A 21,606-nucleotide genomic window follows, 5' to 3' on the forward strand; every position below is an offset into this window, starting at 1 on the left:
TAGCGCAGCTAAACTGGCCGTCCCTTTTGTCGTCACATGACGGGACAGCCTCCATGAAAACTCGTTCCTGGCGCCTCTTCGCCGCCCTGCTTGCCATCGTTGCCGCCGTGGCTGCTGGCGTTGCTTGGTATCTGTCACAACCGTCCACGCCCAGCCGCGTGGATGTGGGCAGCGCAGAACCCTTTGCCTGGGTGGACTGCAAGGCCCGGCTGCTGGACGGCTCCCCGGCCCTGGCCGTGATGTTCACCCAGCCCCTGGCGCGCTCGCAGGACTGGGCCAAGCTGATCAAAGCCACCGAAGGCGACAAACCCGAAAGCGCCCGCCCGATCGACGCACGCTGGGTGCTGGGCGACAACCCGCGCGTGCTCTACCTGCCATTTGCCACACCCGACCGCACCTACAACATCGCGCTCAGCGAGGGCCTGACAGCCGCTGCCGGCGGCACCCTGGGCGCGGCGCACAGCTGCAGCGTGAAGAGCGAGGCCATGCCCGAATCCTTCTACTTCGCCAGCAAAGGCATCGTGCTGCCCGCAGGGCAGAACGGCGGCCTGCCAGTGGTCACCATCAACACCCCCGAGGTGGACGTGCAGTTCCTGCGCGTCAATGCCGATGCACTCCCCGCCTTCCTGGAGCAAGTCGGTGGCCGCCCAGACCGCCGCAACCACAGCGACGAAGAAGAAGGTGACTACGACTACGGCTACCAAGACCCCGGCAGCAAACTCAAGGGCACGGTAGGCGGCTACCAGTTGGACAAGCTGCGAGAGATGTCCAGCAGCGTCTATGTGTCGCGCTTCACCACCGATGCACGGCCGAATCGGCGCAACGTCAGCTTTCTGCCGGTCGAAAAGATCAAGGAACTGCAGGAGCCCGGCGTCTACGTGGCGGTGATGAACACCCCCGGCCGCTTTGGCTGGGACTTCCAGGTCACCTACTTCTACGTGACCGACATCGGCCTGCATGTGCGCCGCCATGCCGAGCAGACCGACGTGTTCACCACCTCGCTGAAAAGCGGCGAAGCCCTACGCGGTATCGAGCTCACCCTGATCGATGAAAACGGCAAGAACCTGGCCCAGGTCAACACCGATGGTGACGGCCACGCCGTGCTGGACGGCCGCACCGACAAAGGCCGCGCCATCGTCGCCCGCAAAGGCAAGGAAATGTCGGTCATCGCGCTGCGCGACCCGGCGCTGGACCTGTCGGAATACGACGTAGGCGGCTACCCCTCGCGCAACCAAAAGCTCTTCGTCTACGCCGGGCGCGACCTGTACCGCCCGGGCGAGCAATTCACCGTGTCAGTGCTGGCCCGTGATGCCGATGGCAAACCCCTGCCCGCCCCCCTCCCCGCTTCTCAGGCCGGCGGCGCCCTACCCATCACCCTGGTGCTAAAACGGCCAGACGGCGAAAGCGTGTCCACCCAGATAGTGCGCCCGTCCACCAGCGGCACGGCCTACTACCAACAAGCGCTGAACCTGCCAGCCGACGCGCCCACTGGCCGCTGGCTGCTGGAGGCCCGCGTAGACCCCGGCGCCAAGCGGCCCGACGCCGCCTGGAGCTTCCAGGTCGAAGAGTTCCTGCCCGAGCGCATGAAGCTGGACCTGAAAGCCCCCGACGCCGTGCTGCAAGACAAGGCCGCACTCACGGTGCAGGTCGAGGGCAACTACCTCTACGGCGCCCCTGCTGCCGGCAACCGCCTGCTGGCCAGCCTGGCGGTGGAGCGCCTGCGCGTGGCCCTGCCGCAAACCTGGCCTGGCTTCATCTTTGGCGACATCGCAGACGACAGCGCCAGGAAGCGCCAAGACCTGGGCGAAAACGCCCTGGACGAGGCCGGCAAGGCCGAGGTCGATGTGCCGCTGGAGTTGAGCGAACGCAGCTCGCCCATGCAGGTGCGCGCCAGCTTCAGCCTGCTGGAATCGGGCGGCCGCCCGGTGGTGCGCTCCATCGAGCGCGCCTGGTGGCCCGCCGCCGAACTGGTCGGCATACGCCCCCTGTTTGACCGCGACATCGCGGCCGAGGGCGGCCTGGCCGAATTTGAACTCGCCCGCGTCAACACCCAGGGCAAGTTCGTGCCCGCCAAGGGCCTGCAGATCCGCCTGCTGCGCGAGGAACGCCAGTGGTACTGGCGCTACGACGACAACCGGGGCTGGAACAGCGGCTACCACGAGGAAGAAGAACTCATCGAGGCCCGCAGTATCAACCTGGCCGCCCGCAGCAAGATCGCCCTGCCCGTCAAATACGGCCGCTACCGCCTGGAGATCAACGACCCGACCACCGGCCAGACAGCGCGCTACCGCTTCTACGCCGGCTGGGGCGCCCAAGACGCCGACGACATGGGCAACCGCCCCGACCGCGTGGGCCTGAAGCTGGAAGGCGCACCGTTCAAGGCCGGTGACCGCGCCAAGCTGACCATCACCCCGCCGCACGACGGCGAAGCCCTGGTCACCGTGGAAGGCGACCGCGTGCTGTACCAAAAGCGCGTCAGCGTCAGCGCCAGCGGTACTTCCATCGAGATCCCGGTAGACCCGGCCTGGAACCGGCACGACCTGTACATAGGCGTAGTGGCCTTCCGCCCTGGCAGCCAGGGCGACCGGATCACCCCGGCGCGTGCCCTGGGCCTGGTGCACCTGCCGCTGAACCGCGATGCACGCAAGCTCAAACTCGCCATCACCGCACCGGCCAAAACCGTGCCCGAGCAGAAAGTACCCGTGAAGCTGAAGCTGACCGACGCCGCCGGCAAGCCCCTCAAGGCCGGCCAGGCCATGGTCACCTTGTCCGCCGTGGACGTGGGCATTCTCAACATCACCCGCTACGCCACGCCCAACCCGGTGGACTTCTTCTTCGGCAAGCACCGCTATGACGCCGACCTGCTGGACATCTACGGCAAGCTGATCGAGAAGATGGACGGCAACCAGGCCAAGCAACGCTTCGGCGGCGACGCCAGCAAGCGTGACACCCAAAGCATGCCGCGCAAGGTGCGCCTGGTGGACCTGTTCAGCGGCCCGGTGCAACTGGACGCCAATGGCGAGGCCACCATCCCGCTGGACCTGCCCGACTTCAACGGCACGCTGCGCCTGATGGCCGTGGCCAGCACGCCCGACAGCTACGCCAGCGCCGATGCAGAAATGGTGGTCGCCGCCCCGCTGGTGGCCGAGCTGTCCATGCCGCGCTTCATCGCGCCGGGCGACGTGGCCACCATCGCGCTGGACGTGACCAACCTGTCCGGCAGCCCGCAAGAGGTCAAGGTGCAGATCGAAGCCAGCAGCCCCCTGAAGATCACCGGCGTGAACGCCCAGATAGCCCCCGTGAAGCTGGCCGACAAGCAGCGCAGCATTCTGCGCTACACGGCCGAGGCCACCGACGCCTACGGCTTGGCGCCGATCAAGCTCACCGTCACCGCCGGCAAACTGAAGGTGGTGCGCGAAGCCGCGCTGCAGGTGCAGCCCGCCACCCCGCTGGTGCGTGAGTTGCGCCGCGTGCGCGTGGAGCCGGATGGCAGCTACAAAGTGGACCCCGCGCTGACTGACGCCTTCTGGGCCGGTTCGGCCCGCGTCAGCCTCAGCCTGTCGAACAAGCCGCCCATCGACGTGCGCGCCGCCGTGCAAGGCCTTCTGATGTACCCCTACGGCTGCCTGGAGCAGACCACCAGCAGCGCCTACCCCCTGGTCTTTATCGAAGAAGCGGGCGCCACCGCCTTCGGCATGAAGCCGCTGTCGCGCGAAGAGCGCGCCAAGCGCCTGGACGTGGCCTTTGGCCGCCTGGCCGGCATGCAGCAGCCGCAAGGTGGCTTCGGCCTGTGGGCCGCCAACAGCCCCTACGAGGCCTGGCTCAGCGCTTATGTCACCGGCTTCCTGCAGGACGCGCACGACGCCGGCTTTGCCGTGCCCGAGAGCATGCAGACCCGCGCCTTGAACTCGCTGCTGGAGCAGTTCCAGAAAGCCCCCGGCCTGCAGACCAAGCTGCCGAAAGAGCTGCACCGCGACGCCCAGGGCCGCCTCAACGACTACCGCGAGGTGGACCTCCTGCGCATGGCGCACGAGCGCCTGTCTGAAGCCGCCCACGCCGGCTACATCCTGGCGCGTGCGCAAAAAGCCCCGCTGGCCACGCTGCGCACCCTGTTCGACGACTACCGCAGCAACGCCCGCTCGCCACTGGTGCTGGTGCACCTGGGCCTGGCCCTGCAGCTGATGGGGGATGAGGCCCGCGCCAAAACCGCCTTCGGCGAAGCCCTGAAGCTGGACTACGGCATCAACCCCGCCACCGACGGCTACTACTGGGGCGAATGGCTTGGCGACTACGGCTCGCGCGTGCGCGACAAGGCCATGGCCTACGCCCTGCTGCTGCGCCACAAGGTCGCCCACCCGCAGCGTGAGAACCTGCTGCTGGACCTGGCCGCTGACTTTGACAAGCGCCAGTACTACTCCACCCAGGAAAAGCTGGCCCTGTTCCTGGCAGCCCGCGCTGCAGGTGCCTCCAGTGGTGCGGGCGACCAGGCCTGGACCGCCAGCCTGCAAACCGGCGCCACCAGCGAAAACCTCAGCAGCAAGACCACCGAGCTGCGCAGCTTCGACGTGGCCGCACTCAAACGCGGCATCAGCCTGACCAGCAAGAACAGCGAACCGCTGTTCGTCGAAGTCGCCGCCGAGGGCTACCCCGTCAAGCCCCTGCCACCGCAAGACGACCGCATCAGCCTGGAGCGCACTTGGTGGTCCACCGCCGGCACCAAGCTCGACACCCGCCAGTTCAAGACCGGTGACATGGTGGTGGTGCGCCTGCGCGTACAGGCCAAGCAACGCGTCAAGGACGCGATGGTGATAGACCGCATCCCCGCCGGCATGGAGGTAGAAAACCTCAACCTCAGCCAGGGCGTGCAGGCCAGCGAGTTCACCGTAGAAGGCGTGAACGTGGGCCAGGCCCTGCAGAACGAGCGCATTAAGCACAGCGAGTACCGCGACGACCGCTTCGTGGTGGCCGCCGAGCTGAACGGCAGCAAGCTCGACCTGTTCTACCTGCTACGCGTGGTCACCCCCGGCAAGTTCGTGGTGCCAGCTCCATTCGCCGAGGACATGTACCGCCCCGACGTCCGTGGTGTGGGCAAGCCCGAGGCCGACGTGGTGGTGACGGACCCGCGCGCCAAGTAAGCAGGTCTGCTATCAAAGGAGTAGCTGCTAGCGCAGGTAATATATGCGCTAGCAGCCAATTTCATGGATAACTTTCAGTCCACAGCCCACCCCATGCTGAACAACGCCCTGCGCTACAAACAATGGGCCGACCGCCGCACTCTGGACGCCGTGGCCCAGATTGACGCACAGCGCTTCCCATCGTCCCTGGCCTTCGCCCGCCAGCAGCTGAACCACATGGTGCGGGTGGAAGAACTCTTCCGCGCCCGCCTGCTTGGCCAGCCAGAGCCCCATACCAGCACCAACACGGAGGCAGTACCCACCCTGGCGGAACTGGACCGCAGGCTGTCCGCATCCAACGCCTGGCTGCTGCCCTATGCCGCCGCCCTGTCGCCCGAGCAGCTTGCTGAACCCATCCACTTCCAGTTTGTAGACGGCCAGGCCGGCCGCCTGAGCCGGGAGGAAGCGCTGTTTCACTTCGTCAACCACGGCACCTATCACCGCGGCGCCATAGGCCATGCGCTGGATTTGGCCCAAGCCCCGCGCCCGGCGGACACCTACACCGTCTTCATCCACGCCGCAGAGCCGCAGCGGCGCGAACCGGCCTAGAGGCACCTCGGCGCTAGGCCATGGGGTCAGATCCGAATTGCGCGCACCCTGCCCTTTAGAGCCCAGCACGCCCACCCGCATTTCGGCTCTGACCCCAGGGCCGGATAACCGTTAACTCTCAAATTGATAGCTGCTCACGCTGGTATCTTCTGCGCTAGCGGTCGATTTGGCTTGTAGGTTCTTTGGGCGCTGATAGCGCCATTGGCATCCCCGGCCGGGAAGTGCGCCCGGCGGCGCAGTCACTATTTTTGCGTGGCCAAAAATAGTAACCACAAAAAGGCCAGCCGAAGTCGTCGCCCCTGCGCTGCGCTCCGGGTACGCTGCGTTGCTCGGTCTGTGCGGGGTCCCGCTCGAACTCGGCCTACGGCCTCAAACAATCGCGGGCCCTGATCCGCCCAGCCCTGCGCTACTCGCCGACGCCACACGGCGTGGGAGCGGACAGCCAAACATCCAGCCCGGCTGCGCCGGGCATCGCGTCGCACGCGAGACCCTCACCCCAACCCTCTCCCCGCTGGGGCGAGGGAGTAAAGCGGAGACACGCGCGATTTTGGCGCCGGTATAGCCCCCTCTCCCCGCCGGGGAGAGGGTTGGGGTGAGGGCAAATTCGCGCCCTAGGCGCGATGTGGCGCTGCGCGCCACCGATCCCGATCCCGATCCCCGGGGTCCCCCTCTGTATGCGCCGAGGAGCACAGCTTTGGGCGGATCAGGGCTGGCGTTGTCTGAGCCGCAGGCGAGTTTAGCCAGACCCCGACCAAAGCGAGCACCGCAGGTTCCCGTAGCGCCAGCGGAGGGCGCAGACAGTGGGGGCGCCTTTCTTTTGGTGACTTTTCTTTTGCGCAAAAGAACAAGTTACTCGCCCGCCGGGGCGAACTCCCGGCCAGGGATCGCATAGACGCCAGGCACCATCCGCACCACCCCAAACCACATGTAAATCTTCAAATGAACCAAGCTCCAGCACAAATTCCATATGCGCGAGCAGCTACGAAAAATAGAGCAACTAGTAGCTCCACATTTTGAGGGAAAGATGGCTGCAGATCGGGGCCTCAATAGCTACGCCGGGCTATAGTGGTTCATCGCTTTCAACGACATTTTTATTCTGCAGATTTCGCGGTCTAGCCAGAGCGGGCCTGGGCGCCAGCCCTCTATCATCGATAAAAACATTTCACAGGGAACGACCAATGAGCGATTACAACGACAGGCTCAACGCCACAAAAACTGGCTACCCGTTTAACCTCTGGAAGGAAAGCGAGCTTGAGCAGTACACCACGGAAGCGTGCTCCGCATTCGCTGACGTTTTTGATCAACTGATCGTTGACCTCATCCAAGCCGGGGCTGACGCAATCGAGCCGGTCAAGCTGGCAGCGATTGAAAAGGCTGTCGTCGCACTAAACACGCTCAATGAGGCAGATGAGAGTCTTATCGAAACAGGTGAACGTGAGGACTTGTGCGAATTGATCAATACGATAGCCGTTGCGGCCGGACTTGACCCATCAAAGTACGGCGGTGGTGAAGGTCCAGCAAGCGAATGGCGCGACTGGTAAGAGATTTACTCGCATCACCCTGGCATGTCTTCAAACAGCAATTTCAACGCTATGAGCAACTCCACATGAGCGCATTGGATAGGTTCGATGACCAGCTGATTGACGGCCTGCAATTCTGCTCGCTCGCGTACGAACTCTTTGAGAAAATTAGAGCCGGAACCGATGGTGTCTCACGACTGAGAATGCGAGCTTCAGACGTCGAGAAGAAGCTTTTGGAGGAAATTCTCCCCATTTGCAAGTACGTCCAAGCGAAGTACCGTACAGGTAGGTACATCTCTGTACGGTGGAAGTCCGGCAATCAGCAGCACGATGCAGAACTTAGTCAGGTAGGCGCATATATCGACGAAGGCTACTATCCAAGTAAAGCCTACCTCGAAGTCACATGCGCAACCCATCCGAATGATTACTTGAGCCGCGAGCTACTAAACGAGCAAGGCTTTGCATTTGGCGCAGACGGTCTCAAGCGGCTTAAAGACCGATCTATCGAATCGGCACCCGTAGTTCACACCAACCAGGACTTCGTTGAGCGATTCTCGGAGCGCTTGCTAGACCGGATACGTGACAAAGCCCAAAAGCCATATCCAGAGGATACTTCACTGATAGTAAGCTGCAGCCTTGACACTCTCTACACTCCTGACGACTGGGACTACCTACGCAAGTTCATAGAGCAATCTAGTCCGGCACATCAGTTCAAAGAGGTCTATGTCTATGACATCACCTGCGAATACTGCTTTAGTCTCTGGAAGCCCAGGTAATGCGCAAATATCCGTCGCCTAGCTGGTCGGGCCAACACTGGCCATGCATTCGGCGTCCTCATGGCCTGTGTCGGTACCCTCCGCGCTTCGCGCTCCGGCGCCGGTTAACTAGGGCGTTGAGGCTGTAAAAGTACCTCGGCGCAACATTTCCGATCCATCCGATCAAGGGCGTGCCTGCACCGATCTGACCACTAAAGCCAGGGCACAGCCTGCCCCCATTCGCCGACGTAGCGCCCACTATCCACACTTCAGCACACCATAGCAGCCCAGCCAACCGCTCCCAAAAACATAGCAACCCGCGCAGATATCATCTGCGCCAACAAGCTATTCCCCCCACAAGCCCGTGCCCCCGCTCTCAGCCCTTCGCCGCCTCCAGCCCTGGCGCCGCCCGCTCATCGGGCTGGCCCTGCTGCTGGCTACGCTCTGGACGCTAGACCGGCTCTTCCCCCTCCCCGAGGCCGCCCGCACCGGCCTGGCGCCACCCGGCACGCTGGTGGTATTGGCGCAAGACGGCACGCCGCTGCGCAGCTGGGCCAGTACTGACGGCGCGCTGCGCCAGCCAACTACCGTGGAGGCCGTGTCGCCGCGCTATCTGCAAGCCCTGCTGCAGTACGAGGACAGCTGGTTCGACTGGCACCCGGGCGTGAACCCCATCGCCCTTGCGCGCGCGCTGTGGCAGTGGGGGCGGTATGGGCGCATCGTCTCTGGCGGCTCCACACTGACCATGCAGGTGGCGCGCATTCTGGAGCTGAACGACCCCGACGGCGGGCCGGCACCGCGCAGCCTGCGCACCAAGCTGCGCCAGATCGCCCGCGCGCTGCAGCTGGAATGGCACCTCAGCAAGCGCGACATCCTGGCCCTGTACCTGAACCACGCGCCCATGGGCGGCCAGGTACAGGGGGTGGAAATGGCCAGCCGCGCGTACCTGGGCAAGTCGGCCCGCGACCTGAGCCCGGCCGAAGCCGCGCTGCTGGTGGCCCTGCCGCAAAGCCCGTCGCGCCTGCGGCCCGACCGCGCCCCGGGCCGCGCCCAGGCCGCGCGCGACAAGGTGCTGCAGCGCATGCAGACCCTGGGCCTGTGGGACGCCGCGCTGGTCAAAGACGCTCTGCTGGAGCGCGTGTTCGCCCCGCCACTCAAAGCCCGCTGGCTAGCCCCGCTGGCCGCCGAGCGCCTGCGCCGCCAGCCCCACCCGAACGGCATAGTGCAAAGCACGCTGGACGCCGGCCTGCAGATCCGCCTGGAGCAGGTGCTGCTGGACCGCCTGAGCAGCCTGCCCGATGCCGTCTCCATCGCCGCGCTGGTGGTGGACAACGACAGCCTGGCGATACGCGGCTATGCCGGGTCGGCCGACTTCAGCGACAACGCGCGCGCCGCACACGTAGACATGGTGCGCGCCGTGCGCTCGCCGGGCTCCACGCTGAAACCCTTTCTGTACGCCATGGCGCTGGACGAGGGCTTGATCCATTCCGAGAGCCTGCTGATCGACGCGCCGCAGAACTTTGGTGGCTACGCGCCGGGTAACTTCCAGGCCACCTTCACCGGGCCGGTGAGCGTGAGCGAGGCGCTGCAGCGCTCGCTCAACGTGCCAGCGGTAGACCTGCTGGACCGCATAGGCCCGGCGCGCTTTGCAGGCCAGCTGCGCAATGCCGGGCTCAAGCTGCGCATGCAGCAAGGCGCCACGCCCAACCTCAGCCTGATACTGGGCGGCGCGGGCACCACGCTGGAAGAACTGGTGGGCGCCTACACCGCGCTGGCGCGCAACGGCGTGGCCGGCCTGCCCCGGCTGACGCCCAACGCACCGCACACCGACACGAGGCTGATGAGCCCCGGCGCAGCCTTCATCGTGCGCGAGATTCTGGAAAACGGTGGCCGACCCGATGCGCCGTTTCGCGAGACCAGCGCCCGCGTGGCCTGGAAGACCGGCACCAGCTTTGGCTTTCGCGATGCCTGGGCCATCGGCGTGACCGACCGCTACACCCTGGGCGTGTGGGTGGGCCGGCCCGACGGCACGCCCAACCCCGGCCACTTCGGTGCCAACACCGCCGCCCCGCTGGTGAAAGACCTGCTGGCAGCACTTGGCCCCATTTCCGCCCAGAGCCGGCCCGTGCCCGCCAATGTGCACGCGCAAGACATCTGCTGGCCGCTGGGTCTGGCCGCCAGCGCCACCGACCCGGCCCACTGCGCCGTGCGCCGCAGTGCCTGGACGCTGGACGACACCGCCCCCCCCACCCTGCCCGACCGCGTCAACCCGCACAGCCTGCTGGATACCGCCTGGGTAGACAGCCAGGAGCGCGAACGCCTGCGCCCCGGCTGCCAGCCCGGCAACGCCCAGCACGCGGTGGAATATGCGCGCTGGCCCACCCTGCTGCAACCCTGGATAGAGCCCGCCCAGCGCAGCGCGGTAGAGCGCCTGCCACTAGGTCCGCCCTGCGCCCACCAAACACCCAGCCGCAGCCTGCGCATCACCGGCATAGACCCCGGCAGCGTGCTACACGCCGTGCCCGGCAAGAAGAGCCTGACGCTGCAGCTGCAGGCACTGGGCACCACCGAGCCGGTGGTCTGGCTGCTGGACGGCCGCTGGGTGGGCTCTACCCAGCAGGCCGGCAACACACCCGGCAGCCTGCGCCTGCCGCTGGCCGAACCCGGCCCGCATGCGCTGACCGCCATGGACGGCGCCGGGCGCTTTGAACAGGTACGCTTTGCCGTGCGCTAGCGGCTTACTATCGTTTTCATAGCTGCTAGCGCACGTAGAACTTGCGCTACGGGCATTTACTTCGTAAACCTGTCCGGGCAGGGCTATAGTCGCTCCTTCAATCTTTTTGGGAAAGACAACTATGGCTTGGGTGGATCTGGTGGCGGTTCTCGCACTTGTGCAATTCGTATTCTTCGCCGCGCTGGTTGGGCAGGCCCGCACGAAGTACGGGGTCAAAGCCCCGGCTATCAGCGGTCACCCCATGTTCGAGCGGCTATACCGGGTGCAGATGAATACGCTGGAGATGCTGCTGATCTACCTACCATCGCTCTACATGGCTGCGCGCTATTGGTCGCCACTGCTGGTGGCCGGGGTTGGCGTGGTCTACGTGCTGGGCCGCTTCGTTTACTGGCGCGCCTACGCCCAAGACCCCGCCAAGCGCGCAGTGGGCTACGCAATCAGCGTCGCCCCCACGCTGATACTGCTGGGTGGCGCAGGCCTGGGTGCGTTGCTGGCAACCCTAAGGTAAGGCCCGGCCATGCGTACTTTTCTCTTCATCCTGGGCGGTCTATTGGCACTGGCCGGTGTTACCTGGATTCTGCAAGGCCTGAACATCTTGCCCGGCAGCTTCATGACCGGCCAGCTGCAATGGGCGGCCTATGGCACGGTGGCGCTGCTGGTGGGCGTGCGCGTGCTGGTGGCGGCCTACAAGCTGCGCAAACGCTGAACCAGTCCGCTGAACCAGTCTATTCAGCCCATCTTGAACTGCGCCGACTCGATCTGGTGGCGCGCCAGCAGGGCATAAAAATCGGTGCGGTTGCGCTGCGCCAGCTTGGCGGCCTGGGCCACGTTGCCGTTGGTGATCTTCAGCAGCTGGGTGAGGTAGCCGCGCTCAAACTCCTTGCGCGCCTCGTCCAGCGGCAACAGATCGGAGCTTTGGCTGCTGAGCGCGCCTTGCACCAGGCTGGCCGCAATGATGCTGCCGGTACACAGCACCACGCATTTCTCCACCACGTTTTGCAACTGCCGCACATTGCCGGGCCATGGCGCTGTGCTGAGCTGCTCCAGCGCGCCGGGTGCAAAGGCGCTGATGTTCTTGGCGTAGCGCTGCGACAGGCTGCGCATGAAATGGTTGGCTAGCAGCACCACGTCTTCACGCCGCTCGGCCAGGGGCGGCAGGGTCAGGCCCACCACATTCAGGCGGTAAAACAAGTCCTCGCGGAAGCGGCCTGCCGCCACCTCGTCCTCCAGCCTCCGGTTGCTGGCCGAGATCACCCGCACATCCACTTTGTGCGAGCGCGACGCGCCCACCGGCCGCACCTCGCGCTCCTGCAGCACGCGCAGCAGCTTGACCTGCATGGCCAGCGGCAGGTCGGCGATTTCATCCAGAAAAATCGTGCCCCGGTGCGCGCTGGTGAACATGCCTACGTGGTCACGCACCGCGCCGGTGAAAGCGCCCTTGCTGTGGCCGAACAGCTCGGACTCGACCAGGTTCTCAGGGATGGCGCCGCAGTTCACCGCCACCAGGGGCTCGGCGCCGCGCGCGCTGGACGCGTGCAGTGCCCGCGCCAGCAGCTCTTTGCCGGTGCCGCTCTCGCCGTAGATCAGCACCGAGGCATCGCTTTGCGCCATCAGCCGGGCCTCGGCCAGCAGCTTTTCCATGCGCGGGCTGCGCGTGACGATGGCCTCGCGCCAGGTCTCGCCGCCGTCCGGGCTGGGCATGTCGGCGCCCAGAGCGGACGAGACCTCCAGCGCCCGGTGCACCTCACGCATCAGGTCTGCGCCCTCAAAGGGTTTGGTGATGTAGCCAAACACGCCGCGCTGCATGGCCTGCACGGCATGGGCAATGCTGCCGTTGGCTGTCAGCATAAGTACCGGCAGCAAGGGGTAGCGGCGGTGCACGGCCTCGAACAGCTGCAGTCCGTCCATGCCGGGCATCTGCAGGTCGGTGATCATGATGTGCGGCAGGCCCTGGTCCAGCAGTGCCAAGGCGGCAGCGCCGTGGGGCGCCTCGATGGCGGTATGGCCCTCGTAGTGCAGACGCAGCGACAGCAGACGCAACAGCGCGGGGTCGTCGTCAACAATCAGGATGCGCGCCATGGCCTTGACCGCAGTGGGCCGGCAGGTACTGCTGCAGTACCGCACGCAGCTGCGAGAAGTTGAAGGGTTTGGTCACATAGCCGCTGGCTCCCAGGCGCAGGGCCTCGTCCAGCCGCTCGGGTTCGGCGCTGGCTGACAGGAAGATGAAGGGCACCTGCCGCAGCGTCGCCATCGCCTGGATGGCGGCCAGCACTTCCATACCACCCATGGGCGCCATCATGACATCGCAAAAGATCAGGTCGGGCGGACCACCCAACGCGGCCTGCAGGCCCTGATGCCCATCGGGCACACCTTCGGCCTCGTGACCTTCCAGCAAAAGGAAGCGCAGCAGGTTCGAACGTATCGGAGCCTCGTCCTCGATCACCAAAATACGCGCCATAGCGACTCCCCGAAAACCGTGATCCACGGGCCCTGGCAGCGCGGGCCAGTCCTGGTGAACAGGTTGGATAAACGTGTAGTTTTCGGGAATATACGCTCACTACAAAGACTGCCGCCTAAATGCGTACCGTAAAGCAGGTGCCCTGGGGCTGCACACGGTATACCTCGATCTGGCCGCCATGCAGGTCTACCGCATTCTTCACTACCGCCAGGCCCAGGCCGGTGCCCTGGATGTCGCCCACATTGGAGGCGCGGTGAAAGGGTTCGAACAGGTGCGGCAGCTCATCATCCGGAATGCCTATGCCCTGGTCGGACACTTCGAACACTGTTTGCGCGCCGTCAACATAGACACGGAAGCGCACGGTGCCGCCGCGCGGAGAGTATTTGATGGCGTTGGACAGCAGGTTGCCAAAGATGTGGCGCAGCAGCTTTTCATCGAAACAACCGGTGGGCGGCAGCGCGGTGAAGTCCGTGACCACCTGGCAGGTGGCGGCCGGCTGCTGGTGCTGGGTATGGGTATAGGCATCGTCCACCAGGCTGTGGCATAGCGCGGCAAGATGGATCTGCCGGGGCTGGAATTCCAGCAACTGCGCCTCGGCCTTGCCCAGCTGCAGCACGCGGTCAAGCATGCCCGTCATGCGCTGCACGCCACTTTCAATGGTGCCGATGACCTCGGACTTTTCGCTGGCGGGCAGGCGGTCTCCGTAGTATTTGAGCAGCTCTACCGACGACAGAATGATGGCCAGCGGCGTGCGGAACTCGTGCGAGGCCATGGAGATGAAGCGCGACTTCATGGCGTTCAACTCGGCTTGTTTTTGCAGCGTCATGCGCTGGGCCTGCTCGGCGTGCAGGCGCTCGGTAGCGTCCACCACGAACATCAGCGTTGCGTCGCGCTTGCCCCATTCAATCTTCACCGCCGACAGCTCCAGCGTACGCACCGCCCCCGCCTGCGTGATGATGCGAAAGCTGTAGAACGACTCCACCTCTTCCCCGCGCAGCCTGCGCTGGTGGCGGTCCACCATGCCCGCCACATCCTCGGGGTGGACGGCTGCGGTGTAGGGGTTGGACAGCAGATAGTCCAGCGGGTAGCCCACGATGCGCACCAGGCTGGGGTTGGCAAACACCATGCGGCCGCCCTGCACCACCACCACGCCCACGCCCACGTTTTCAATCACGGTGCGGTAACGCGCCTCGGACCTGCGCAGCTCTTCCAGCGCCTGGTGCCGCTCGATGGCGCTGCTGACATGGTTGGCCACAAAGGACAGAATGCCCACGTCCGCCGCGCTGTAGGCAATGCCCGGCTCATAGCCCTGCACCACCAGCAGGCCGCTGACCACACCCTGGATGAACATGGGCACGCCCAACCAGCTGGTGAAGCTCAGGTCGCCACTGGCCTCGGTGATCTCACCCGCAGCCTGCAGCGCCAAAAAGCGCGGGTGGTCTATGAGCTGGGGTTGCCCTGTGCGCAGCACATATTCGGACAAACCTTTGCAGTACGGCACGTCGTTGCACTGCATGGTGTCGCCGTCCCGCTCGTCCACGTAGTAGGGGTAGCTCAGCGTGTGCTTGCGCGCGTCGTACAGACCCACATAGCAGTTCTTGGCGTACAGCAGCTCGCCCAGCAGGCCGTGTACTGTCTGCAGGAAGTCGTAGAACGAAAGGCCTGCCGCCGCACGCTCGGCAATGCGGTAGAAGACGCGCTGCAGGGTTTCGGCCTTCTTTTGCTCCAGCGCCTCGGCCTGCAGCTCGCGGGTGCGCTGGGCCAGCCACAGGTCGGCGGCGATGTGCTGCTGGATTTTTTCTGCCTGCAGGTTCTGGTAGTCGCGCTGCAGTGCTTGGTACTGCTCTTGCAGCTGCTGTATCCGGGCTTGCAGGTCGGCGACAGAAAGCATGGCATGGGGCTCTGCGGCGCGCAGAGGCACCGCGGGGCGGATGGCTGGATGGGAGGCCATTATGGGCCGGGCTGGGGCCTCAGCCCCTACCGGTCGCACTGCGATAGGTCGATGCGACAGATCGGGCCTGCGCGGCGCCGACCGCAGCTGGCTGTGCACGATGCCGCTGGTCTTGCAGGCGTACATGGCCTGGTCTGCCGCATGCAGCATGTGCGGCAGGCCCATGCCATCCTCGGGGTACATGGCCAGGCCAATGCTGGCGCCCACGGACAAAGCCGTAGCAGCGTCCAGCTGCACGGGCTCGCACAGGGTTTGCAGAAGCTTGGTGCACAGCTGCGGCAACTCTTGCGCGTCGGACACGGCCTCCACCAGCAGCACAAACTCATCACCGCCCAGGCGGGCCACGGTGTCGCTGGCGCGGGTGGCCGCTACCAGGCGCTGCGCGACCTCGACCAGCACCGTATCGCCCGCCGCATGGCCGTAGCGATCATTGATGGCCTTGAACCCATCCAGGTCCAGCATCAGCAGCGCAAAGCGCGTGCCGCTGCTCTGCCACCGATCTGCCGCCAACGCGAAGCGGTCCTGCAGCAGCTTGCGGTTAGCCAGGCCGGTCAGGCTGTCGTGGTGGGCCAGCACCTCCAGCTGCAATTGGTGTGCATGCATCTGGTCCAGCTGCCGCTCCAATTCTGCGGTGCGCAGGGCCACCGCACGCTCCAACCTTTGCTGCCACGGCGCGGACGGCGACATCCACAGCCGGTAGCGGGGCTTGTTGCCCAACAGCCAGGCCTTGACCACCCCGGCCCATACGCCTCCTCCGCCCGCCCGCAGGCGCAGCAGCGTCGGCATGGCTTACTGAAAACCGGCAGCGATAACCGAAGGCGATTCCTGCTCAGGCGGCTTTTTGTCTGTAGAACGGCGCAACTGGGCCGGGCCGGTGTTGCCCCGCTGCACACGGCCCAGGACAGGGAACGAGTTTGGCGGCGAAGACGCAACCGCAGCAATCGTCAGTACCAGCACCACGGCCAGGGAAATGAGGACAAGAATCATAAGAACGGACATCGCGAGCCCCTTGTTGTTAGAAGTTGAACACCGTGTCTGCGGCAGACCGTGTTGTGCTTCCAAGATGCATGCCAGAACAAATATCCAATGAAATCAAGGAACTTGGGGATTTTGGCTGGCAAGGTTTGTCGGTGTTTCCCGACAAACGCACCAGGCCCGCGCCGCAATACCAATGGAATCAAGCACTTGGCGTGTCGGTGAAAACCGACAAACGTGGGCGGCCTGGCCGAGGCCTAGCACATTCTTATTTTGCGCACAGAGCGTGCGTAAATTCAATTTTTTAGAACGATGCAGACAAAGCCGCTGGAACCGCAACCGGCTCTGGAGGCCCAAAATTTAGCCCATGGATTCGGCAAACACAACACCCCACCAGGCGCTGCTACTACCGACCATGGCTGCACACAACAACTGCGTGCAGCCCATTTTTTCCAAACCCTTGAAGGAAATCACCATGTCTGTCTCTACCAAGTTCGCTGCCTCCGCCCTCATCGCCCTGGCTTCCGTGGCCGCCACCAGCGCTTTTGCTGGCAACGACAACAACTACCCCGACGTCAAGGTGGCCAGCACCCTGAGCCGCGCCGCCGTGCAGGCCGAAGCTGCCCAAGCTCTGAAAGACGGCAACACGCCTTTCGGCAACGACAAGCAGTACCCCGTGTTGACCTCCACCAGCAGCAAGACCCGTGCTGAAGTACGCGCCGAACTGGTTGCTGCCCGCGAAGCCGGCCAGCTGGTGCGTGAGCACAGCTAAATCCAAACACGTGCCTTGAGTGCGATGCGATCCCCCCTACCCCGGGGTTGCATAGCGACAAGGCACCCAGTGAAACCTAGAAACCCAGCGCTGCACCCAGCAGCCACCGAAAGATTCACCATGAATGCCTATTTCAAATTCGCTGCCACCGCCCTGATCGCCGTGGCCTCTGCCGCCGCCAGCACCGCTTTTGCCGGCAACGACAACAACTACCCCGACGTCAAGGTGGCCAGCACCCTGATCCGCGCCGCCGTGCAGGCCGAAGCTGCCCAAGCCCTGAAAGACGGCAACACGCCTTTCGGCAACGACAAGCAGTACCCCGTGTTGACCTCCACCAGCAGCAAGACCCGCGCTGAAGTACGTGCCGAGCTGGTTGCTGCCCGCGAAGCCGGCCAGCTGGCGCGCGAGCACAGCTGATCGCCCTGCGCACTACCCACCAGGCGCTATCAAAAAAAGAGCTGCTTGTGCAGGTAAATCCTGCGCGAGCAGCTCTTTTTTCACACAAGCTCAATCCCCGTCGAGCAGCCCCTCTTTCACCGCCAGCCGGACCAGTCCGGTGATGTCGCTGACCCCCAGCTTGGCCATCACGCGCGAGCGGTAGGTTTCCACCGTCTTGGCCGACAGGCTCAGGGTATGGGCGATGCTGCTGCTGGGCTGGCCACGCACCACCAGGTTCAGCACCTGGCGCTCCCGCTGCGACAAGGTGTGCAAGGGCTCCAGTTGGGCATTCGGCTCGGCCGGCCGCAGGGCTTCCTGGGCCACTTTCTCGATGGCGCTGCTCCAGTAGTGCTGTCCGTTGCAGGCGTGGCGCAAAGCGGTGATGACTTCGGCACCTGACGCGCCCTTCAGCACATAGCCCATGGCGCCCATGCGCACCGCGTCCATCACCTGGCGGGGCTGGGCCATCATGCTCAGCACAACGACACGGCTGCCAATCTTGCGCCGCTGCAGCTCGGCCAACAGCTCATGGCCGGAGCGCTCGCCCAGCGACAAGTCCAGCAGCACGCAATCGGGCGGTGTGCGCACGATGTCCTGCACCGCCGTGGGCAGGTCACCGCTTTCACCCACCACCACAAAACCCGCCGGCTCCAGCAGCGCGCGCAGTCCTTCGCGCAGGATGGCGTGGTCATCCACCAGGTACAGGGTGTCGGTCATGGCGAGTAGTTCAGTTCTATCAGGGTGCCGCGTTCATTGTCGGCGCTGCGCGCACTCAACGATGCGCCTATAGCCTGCGCACGTTCGCGCATGCCCACCAGGCCCAGGTGGCCGGGTTTGACGGCGCGGCCTATCGGGCCCAGGCCTATGCCGTCGTCCTGCACCAGCAGGCGCAGGCCCAGGCTGCCCAGGGGTTCTATGCCCACCGTGAGGCGCTGGCACTGGGCGTGGCACAGCGCATTGGCAATGGCTTCACGCGCCACCATAAAGACGGCGTATTCCACCTCGGGGCTCCAGCGCCGGTCGGCCATGGTGGGGGGAATATGCAGGCGGATGGACACGGCGGCGTGGCCAGCGGCCTCGGCCTGGATTTCATTGTCCAAAGCCACGCCCAGGCCCTGCTCTTGCAGCAGCGGCGGGCGCAGCTCTACCAGCACCTGGCGCACCTCGCGCATGCCCCGGTCGATCATGCTGGAGACACGGCTCCAGCTTTTATCGATGGCCTCGGTGGGGCTGGGCGGTAGCTGGGCGCGCAGGGCATCGACCGAGATGCGCAGCGTGGTCAAGGTCTGGCCCAGTTGGTCGTGTAGCAGCTGGGCCAGGCGGCGGTTGGTTTGCTGCTCGGCCTCCAGCAGCTGGCGTGACAGAGCCGACAGCTGCTCGCGGTAGCGCAGCAGGGCCTGCTCGGACTCGACCCGCTCGGTCACGTCGCGCGCGGTCAGGGTGAACAACACCTCGCCGTTGACCCGGGTCTCGGACGCCGAGGCCTCCAGGTGCAAGGCCGCGCCGCCATGGCGCTTGCCCGACAAGGTACGCACTGCGCCAATCAGCGTAGGCAGGTCGGCCAGCGGCAACACCTCGGCCAGCGGCAGGCCCAGCAGCTGCGCGTCGCTGCGCCCAAAGATACGCTGCGCGGCGGGGTTGGAAAACACCACACAGGCCTGCGCGTCCAGGCCCAAAATCGCGTCGCTGGTGGTGGCGACGATGGCGGACAGCAAGGCCTCGCTCTCGCGTATTTTTTGCTCGGCCCGGCGGCGGTCGCTCAGGTCACGCGCCACCAGCACCACGGCAACCACCAGACCCTCTTCGTCGCGCTGCGGGTACAGCAGCAAGTTGCCCCAGAAGCGGCTGCCCGGCCAGCGCGGCAGCCAACCTTCAAACTCCATGCGCTCGCCACCGGCGGCACCGTCCAGCATCTGCTGCACGCGCGCCTGCTCATGCGGGGTCTGGGCCAGCAGCGGGCGCACGTCCATGCCCAGCACTTCCAGGGCGGCCACGCCGAACAAGGCCTCGGCATTGCGGTTCCAGCTTTGCACCAGGCCGGTGGGCGACAGCTGCAGCATGGCGATGTCCACCGCTGCGTCCACCAGCAAGTCCACCTGCTGCTTGGCCGCGCGCACGGCGGTGTGGGCGCGCAGCTCTTCGCTGATGTCGGTATGCGTGCCCAGGTAGCCGATGAAGGTGTCGCCATCGAACAGCGGCGTGGTGTACCACTGCACCCAGGCCACGCGGCCATTGCGGCGCACCTGCATGCCGCGCCCGTTGAGTGCAATGCGGCCCTGGCGCATGCGGCGCAGGGATTCGTGGGCGCTGGCCTCTTGCTCCTGGGGCATCCACAGGCCCACCGGAGAGCGGCCCAGGGCCTCGGCCTGGCTGAAGCCGGTCATCAGCTCACTGGCGCGGTTCTGGTAGACCACATGGAAGTCGGTGTCGTACAGCACCAGGCCCACCGGCATTTCGCGCAGCATCTGCCAGACGCGCTGGCTGTTGGCCGCCACCACCGACTGGGCCTGGGTTTCGCCGCGCGGGTCCAGCAGCACCGCCTCGGACAGCCAGCGCCACACCGTGCCCTGGCCGAAGTGCGGATCGGTCTGCAGGCGGTGGGGGTGGATGTGCACGCCGGGCAGGCCGTCAGCACCTTCGGTCGGGGTTGGGGTAGGCGTTGGGGTTGGATCGGGCATGGGCACCATAGCAAAAACTTGCCGCATTGTCGGGTGGGTGGCGCTACCCGTTCTCAGGGATACCGATAGTGCGCTTGTCAAACTTTCCCGACATACGGGCTGGCGTAGCCCTCCTACCATCGCCCTCAACCAAGCCCACCCACACTCCACGGAGCACCATGCCAAGCATTCCCCCTCTGAATATTCCCGCCAACTCGGCGATCGCGCAGCGCGAATTCCTGATCGGCGTGGCCACGGCCTCGTTCCAGATCGAGGGCGCCTCCAAGGAAGACGGCCGCCTGCCTTCCATCTGGGACACCTACTGCAACGAGCCTGGCCGCGTGCTGCACGGCGATACCGGCGAAGTCGCCTGCGACCACTACCACCGCTGGGAATCCGACGTGGACCTGATCGCCAACCTGGGCGTGGACGCCTACCGCCTGTCCGTGGCCTGGCCCCGCGTGATGGACGAAAAAGGCCGGCCCAACCCCAAGGGCCTGGACTTCTACAAACGCCTGCTCGACCGCTTGCAGGAAAAGGGCCTGCAAAGCTATGTCACGCTGTACCACTGGGACCTGCCCCAGCACCTGCAGGACAAGGGCGGCTGGGCCAACCGCGAGACCGCCTACCGCTTTGCCGACTACGCTGAGTTGATGGCGCGTGAGCTGTCCGGCAAGGTTACGGCCTGGGCCACGCTGAACGAGCCCTGGTGCTCGGCCTACCTGGGCTATGGCATTGGCCGCCACGCCCCCGGCATTACCGACCTGCGCCAGACCACGCAGGCCCTGCACCACCTGCTGCTGGGCCACGGCCTGGCCCTGCCGGCCCTGCAAGCGCACGACCCGCAGTCCATGAAAGGCATCGTCTGCAACATCGGCGCAGCCACCCCCGCCACCGACAGCCCGCAAGACCGCGACGCCGCCCACCTGAGCCTGACACAGCAAAACCAATGGGTGCTGGACCCGCTGCTGCTAGGCAGCTACCCGCAGGACATCTTCCGCCTGTGGCCCGGCACCGAGCCGCTGGTGCTGGAGGGCGACATGAAGACCATCTCCACCCCGCTGGACTTCCTGGGCATCAACTACTACTTCCGCACCGTGGTGCAGGCCGACGGCCATGGCCGCTACACCGAAGCCCCACACGACATGACGGTAGAGCGCACGCAAATGGGCTGGGAGGTCTACCCCCAGGGCCTGCGCGACCTGCTGATCGACTTCCGCTCACGCTACCCCACCCTGCCGCCCATCTACATCACCGAAAACGGCATGGCCAGCGACGACTCTGTAGGTGACAACGGCGTGGCCGACCCGCAGCGCATCCGATTCCTGGAGCGGCATCTGATGGCGGTAAACGAGGCCATGATGGCCGGCGTGGATGTGCGCGGCTACTTCATCTGGTCGCTGATGGACAACTTTGAATGGGCCTACGGCTACGAACGCCGCTTCGGCATCACCCATGTGGACTACACCACCCAGGTGCGCACACCCAAACACAGCGCCCAGGCGGTACAAGCCTTTTTGCAGCAACGCAAGCAAGCGTAAATTACCGGCCTGCGGCCCAAGGGGCGCGCGGGCTGGCCATTTCAGCCCCGGGGCGGCAAGCCCCTTTTATAAAAACGGAGAC

At 65.1% G+C, this 21,606-nt stretch carries 16 protein-coding genes; 10 read left to right on the top strand and 6 right to left on the bottom strand.

The features are described from left to right. The first annotated feature begins 53 nt into the window (after positions 1-53). The 7 genes from AC4BBN_RS18320 to AC4BBN_RS18350 all read left to right on the top strand — a co-directional run bounded on the left by AC4BBN_RS18320 (position 54) and on the right by AC4BBN_RS18350 (position 11,438). Entirely contained in the window at positions 54-5,135 is a 5,082-nt protein-coding gene (locus tag AC4BBN_RS18320) for an alpha-2-macroglobulin family protein (RefSeq protein WP_490593435.1), read from the top strand. 63 nt (positions 5,136-5,198) lie between these two features. Then, positions 5,199-5,723 carry a DinB family protein gene (locus AC4BBN_RS18325; protein ID WP_490593436.1) on the top strand — a complete coding sequence of 175 codons (525 nt, stop codon included), beginning with the start codon at positions 5,199-5,201 and terminating at the stop codon, positions 5,721-5,723. A 1,178-nt stretch (positions 5,724-6,901) separates the two neighbouring features. After that, positions 6,902-7,264, top strand: a complete 363-nt coding sequence (locus AC4BBN_RS18330) for a hypothetical protein (RefSeq protein WP_490593437.1) — start codon at positions 6,902-6,904, stop codon at positions 7,262-7,264. Between the two features lie 65 nt (positions 7,265-7,329). After that, positions 7,330-8,019, top strand: coding sequence for a hypothetical protein (locus AC4BBN_RS18335; protein WP_490593438.1), 690 nt, complete (start codon positions 7,330-7,332; stop codon positions 8,017-8,019). Between the two features lie 343 nt (positions 8,020-8,362). Next, positions 8,363-10,732: a penicillin-binding protein 1C gene (gene pbpC, locus AC4BBN_RS18340; RefSeq protein WP_490593439.1), complete on the top strand. Its 2,370-nt coding sequence runs from the start codon at positions 8,363-8,365 to the stop codon at positions 10,730-10,732. Between the two features lie 121 nt (positions 10,733-10,853). Continuing rightward, the gene (locus AC4BBN_RS18345) at positions 10,854-11,240 is read left to right on the top strand and encodes an MAPEG family protein (protein WP_490593440.1); all 387 of its coding nucleotides are present in this window, start codon (positions 10,854-10,856) and stop codon (positions 11,238-11,240) included. 9 nt (positions 11,241-11,249) lie between these two features. Further along, entirely contained in the window at positions 11,250-11,438 is a 189-nt protein-coding gene (locus AC4BBN_RS18350) for a hypothetical protein (RefSeq protein WP_490593441.1), read from the top strand. Between the two features lie 23 nt (positions 11,439-11,461). Here AC4BBN_RS18350 and AC4BBN_RS18355 read toward each other — a convergent pair whose 3' ends face one another. From AC4BBN_RS18355 to AC4BBN_RS18370, 4 genes are all read right to left on the bottom strand, one after another. Further along, a complete protein-coding gene (locus AC4BBN_RS18355; RefSeq protein ID WP_490593442.1) occupies positions 11,462-12,811 on the bottom strand; it encodes a sigma-54-dependent transcriptional regulator in 1,350 nt (449 codons plus the stop codon). Beyond that, positions 12,789-13,190 (bottom strand): response regulator, encoded by a 402-nt coding sequence (locus AC4BBN_RS18360; protein ID WP_490593443.1) that lies wholly within the window; start codon positions 13,188-13,190, stop codon positions 12,789-12,791. Before AC4BBN_RS18360 ends, AC4BBN_RS18355 begins: the two co-directional genes overlap by 23 nt. 115 nt (positions 13,191-13,305) lie before the next feature. Continuing rightward, complete coding sequence (locus tag AC4BBN_RS18365) at positions 13,306-15,927, bottom strand: diguanylate cyclase domain-containing protein (RefSeq protein ID WP_490593444.1); 2,622 nt, start codon at positions 15,925-15,927, stop codon at positions 13,306-13,308. Between the two features lie 3 nt (positions 15,928-15,930). Then, entirely contained in the window at positions 15,931-16,128 is a 198-nt protein-coding gene (locus AC4BBN_RS18370) for a hypothetical protein (RefSeq protein ID WP_490593445.1), read from the bottom strand. Positions 16,129-16,591: 463 nt separating this feature from the next. Between AC4BBN_RS18370 and AC4BBN_RS18375 the strand changes: the two genes are divergently transcribed. Then, positions 16,592-16,888 carry a DUF4148 domain-containing protein gene (locus AC4BBN_RS18375; protein ID WP_490593446.1) on the top strand — a complete coding sequence of 99 codons (297 nt, stop codon included), beginning with the start codon at positions 16,592-16,594 and terminating at the stop codon, positions 16,886-16,888. A 120-nt stretch (positions 16,889-17,008) separates the two neighbouring features. Next, positions 17,009-17,305, top strand: a complete 297-nt coding sequence (locus AC4BBN_RS18380; RefSeq protein ID WP_490593447.1) for a DUF4148 domain-containing protein — start codon at positions 17,009-17,011, stop codon at positions 17,303-17,305. A 90-nt stretch (positions 17,306-17,395) separates the two neighbouring features. Here the strand turns inward: AC4BBN_RS18380 and AC4BBN_RS18385 are convergent, their stop codons facing one another. Beyond that, on the bottom strand, positions 17,396-18,043 hold the full coding sequence (locus AC4BBN_RS18385; RefSeq protein ID WP_490593448.1) for a response regulator: 648 nt from the start codon (positions 18,041-18,043) through the stop codon (positions 17,396-17,398). Continuing rightward, positions 18,040-20,004: a sensor histidine kinase gene (locus AC4BBN_RS18390; RefSeq protein WP_490593449.1), complete on the bottom strand. Its 1,965-nt coding sequence runs from the start codon at positions 20,002-20,004 to the stop codon at positions 18,040-18,042. Before AC4BBN_RS18390 ends, AC4BBN_RS18385 begins: the two co-directional genes overlap by 4 nt. A 158-nt stretch (positions 20,005-20,162) precedes the next feature. On the opposite strand from AC4BBN_RS18390, the gene AC4BBN_RS18395 reads away from it, so the two are divergent. Next, positions 20,163-21,524, top strand: a complete 1,362-nt coding sequence (locus AC4BBN_RS18395) for a GH1 family beta-glucosidase (RefSeq protein WP_490593450.1) — start codon at positions 20,163-20,165, stop codon at positions 21,522-21,524. The last annotated feature ends 82 nt before the right edge of the window (positions 21,525-21,606 follow it).

Source organism: Rhodoferax sp. SPJ21, from assembly GCF_058216335.1.

What these genes read in the sequence shown, in the direction of transcription:
- AC4BBN_RS18320 (WP_490593435.1), top strand. Translation starts at nt 54, where the DNA reads ATGAAAACTCGTTCCTGGCGCCTCTTCGCCGCCCTGCTTGCCATCGTT.
- AC4BBN_RS18325 (WP_490593436.1), top strand. Translation starts at nt 5,199, where the DNA reads ATGGATAACTTTCAGTCCACAGCCCACCCCATGCTGAACAACGCCCTG.
- AC4BBN_RS18330 (WP_490593437.1), top strand. Translation starts at nt 6,902, where the DNA reads ATGAGCGATTACAACGACAGGCTCAACGCCACAAAAACTGGCTACCCG.
- AC4BBN_RS18335 (WP_490593438.1), top strand. Translation starts at nt 7,330, where the DNA reads ATGAGCGCATTGGATAGGTTCGATGACCAGCTGATTGACGGCCTGCAA.
- AC4BBN_RS18345 (WP_490593440.1), top strand. Translation starts at nt 10,854, where the DNA reads ATGGCTTGGGTGGATCTGGTGGCGGTTCTCGCACTTGTGCAATTCGTA.
- AC4BBN_RS18350 (WP_490593441.1), top strand. Translation starts at nt 11,250, where the DNA reads ATGCGTACTTTTCTCTTCATCCTGGGCGGTCTATTGGCACTGGCCGGT.
- AC4BBN_RS18355 (WP_490593442.1), bottom strand. Translation starts at nt 12,811, where the DNA reads ATGGCGCGCATCCTGATTGTTGACGACGACCCCGCGCTGTTGCGTCTG.
- AC4BBN_RS18360 (WP_490593443.1), bottom strand. Translation starts at nt 13,190, where the DNA reads ATGGCGCGTATTTTGGTGATCGAGGACGAGGCTCCGATACGTTCGAAC.
- AC4BBN_RS18365 (WP_490593444.1), bottom strand. Translation starts at nt 15,927, where the DNA reads ATGCCGACGCTGCTGCGCCTGCGGGCGGGCGGAGGAGGCGTATGGGCC.
- AC4BBN_RS18370 (WP_490593445.1), bottom strand. Translation starts at nt 16,128, where the DNA reads ATGATTCTTGTCCTCATTTCCCTGGCCGTGGTGCTGGTACTGACGATT.
- AC4BBN_RS18375 (WP_490593446.1), top strand. Translation starts at nt 16,592, where the DNA reads ATGTCTGTCTCTACCAAGTTCGCTGCCTCCGCCCTCATCGCCCTGGCT.
- AC4BBN_RS18380 (WP_490593447.1), top strand. Translation starts at nt 17,009, where the DNA reads ATGAATGCCTATTTCAAATTCGCTGCCACCGCCCTGATCGCCGTGGCC.
- AC4BBN_RS18385 (WP_490593448.1), bottom strand. Translation starts at nt 18,043, where the DNA reads ATGACCGACACCCTGTACCTGGTGGATGACCACGCCATCCTGCGCGAA.
- AC4BBN_RS18390 (WP_490593449.1), bottom strand. Translation starts at nt 20,004, where the DNA reads ATGCCCGATCCAACCCCAACGCCTACCCCAACCCCGACCGAAGGTGCT.
- AC4BBN_RS18395 (WP_490593450.1), top strand. Translation starts at nt 20,163, where the DNA reads ATGCCAAGCATTCCCCCTCTGAATATTCCCGCCAACTCGGCGATCGCG.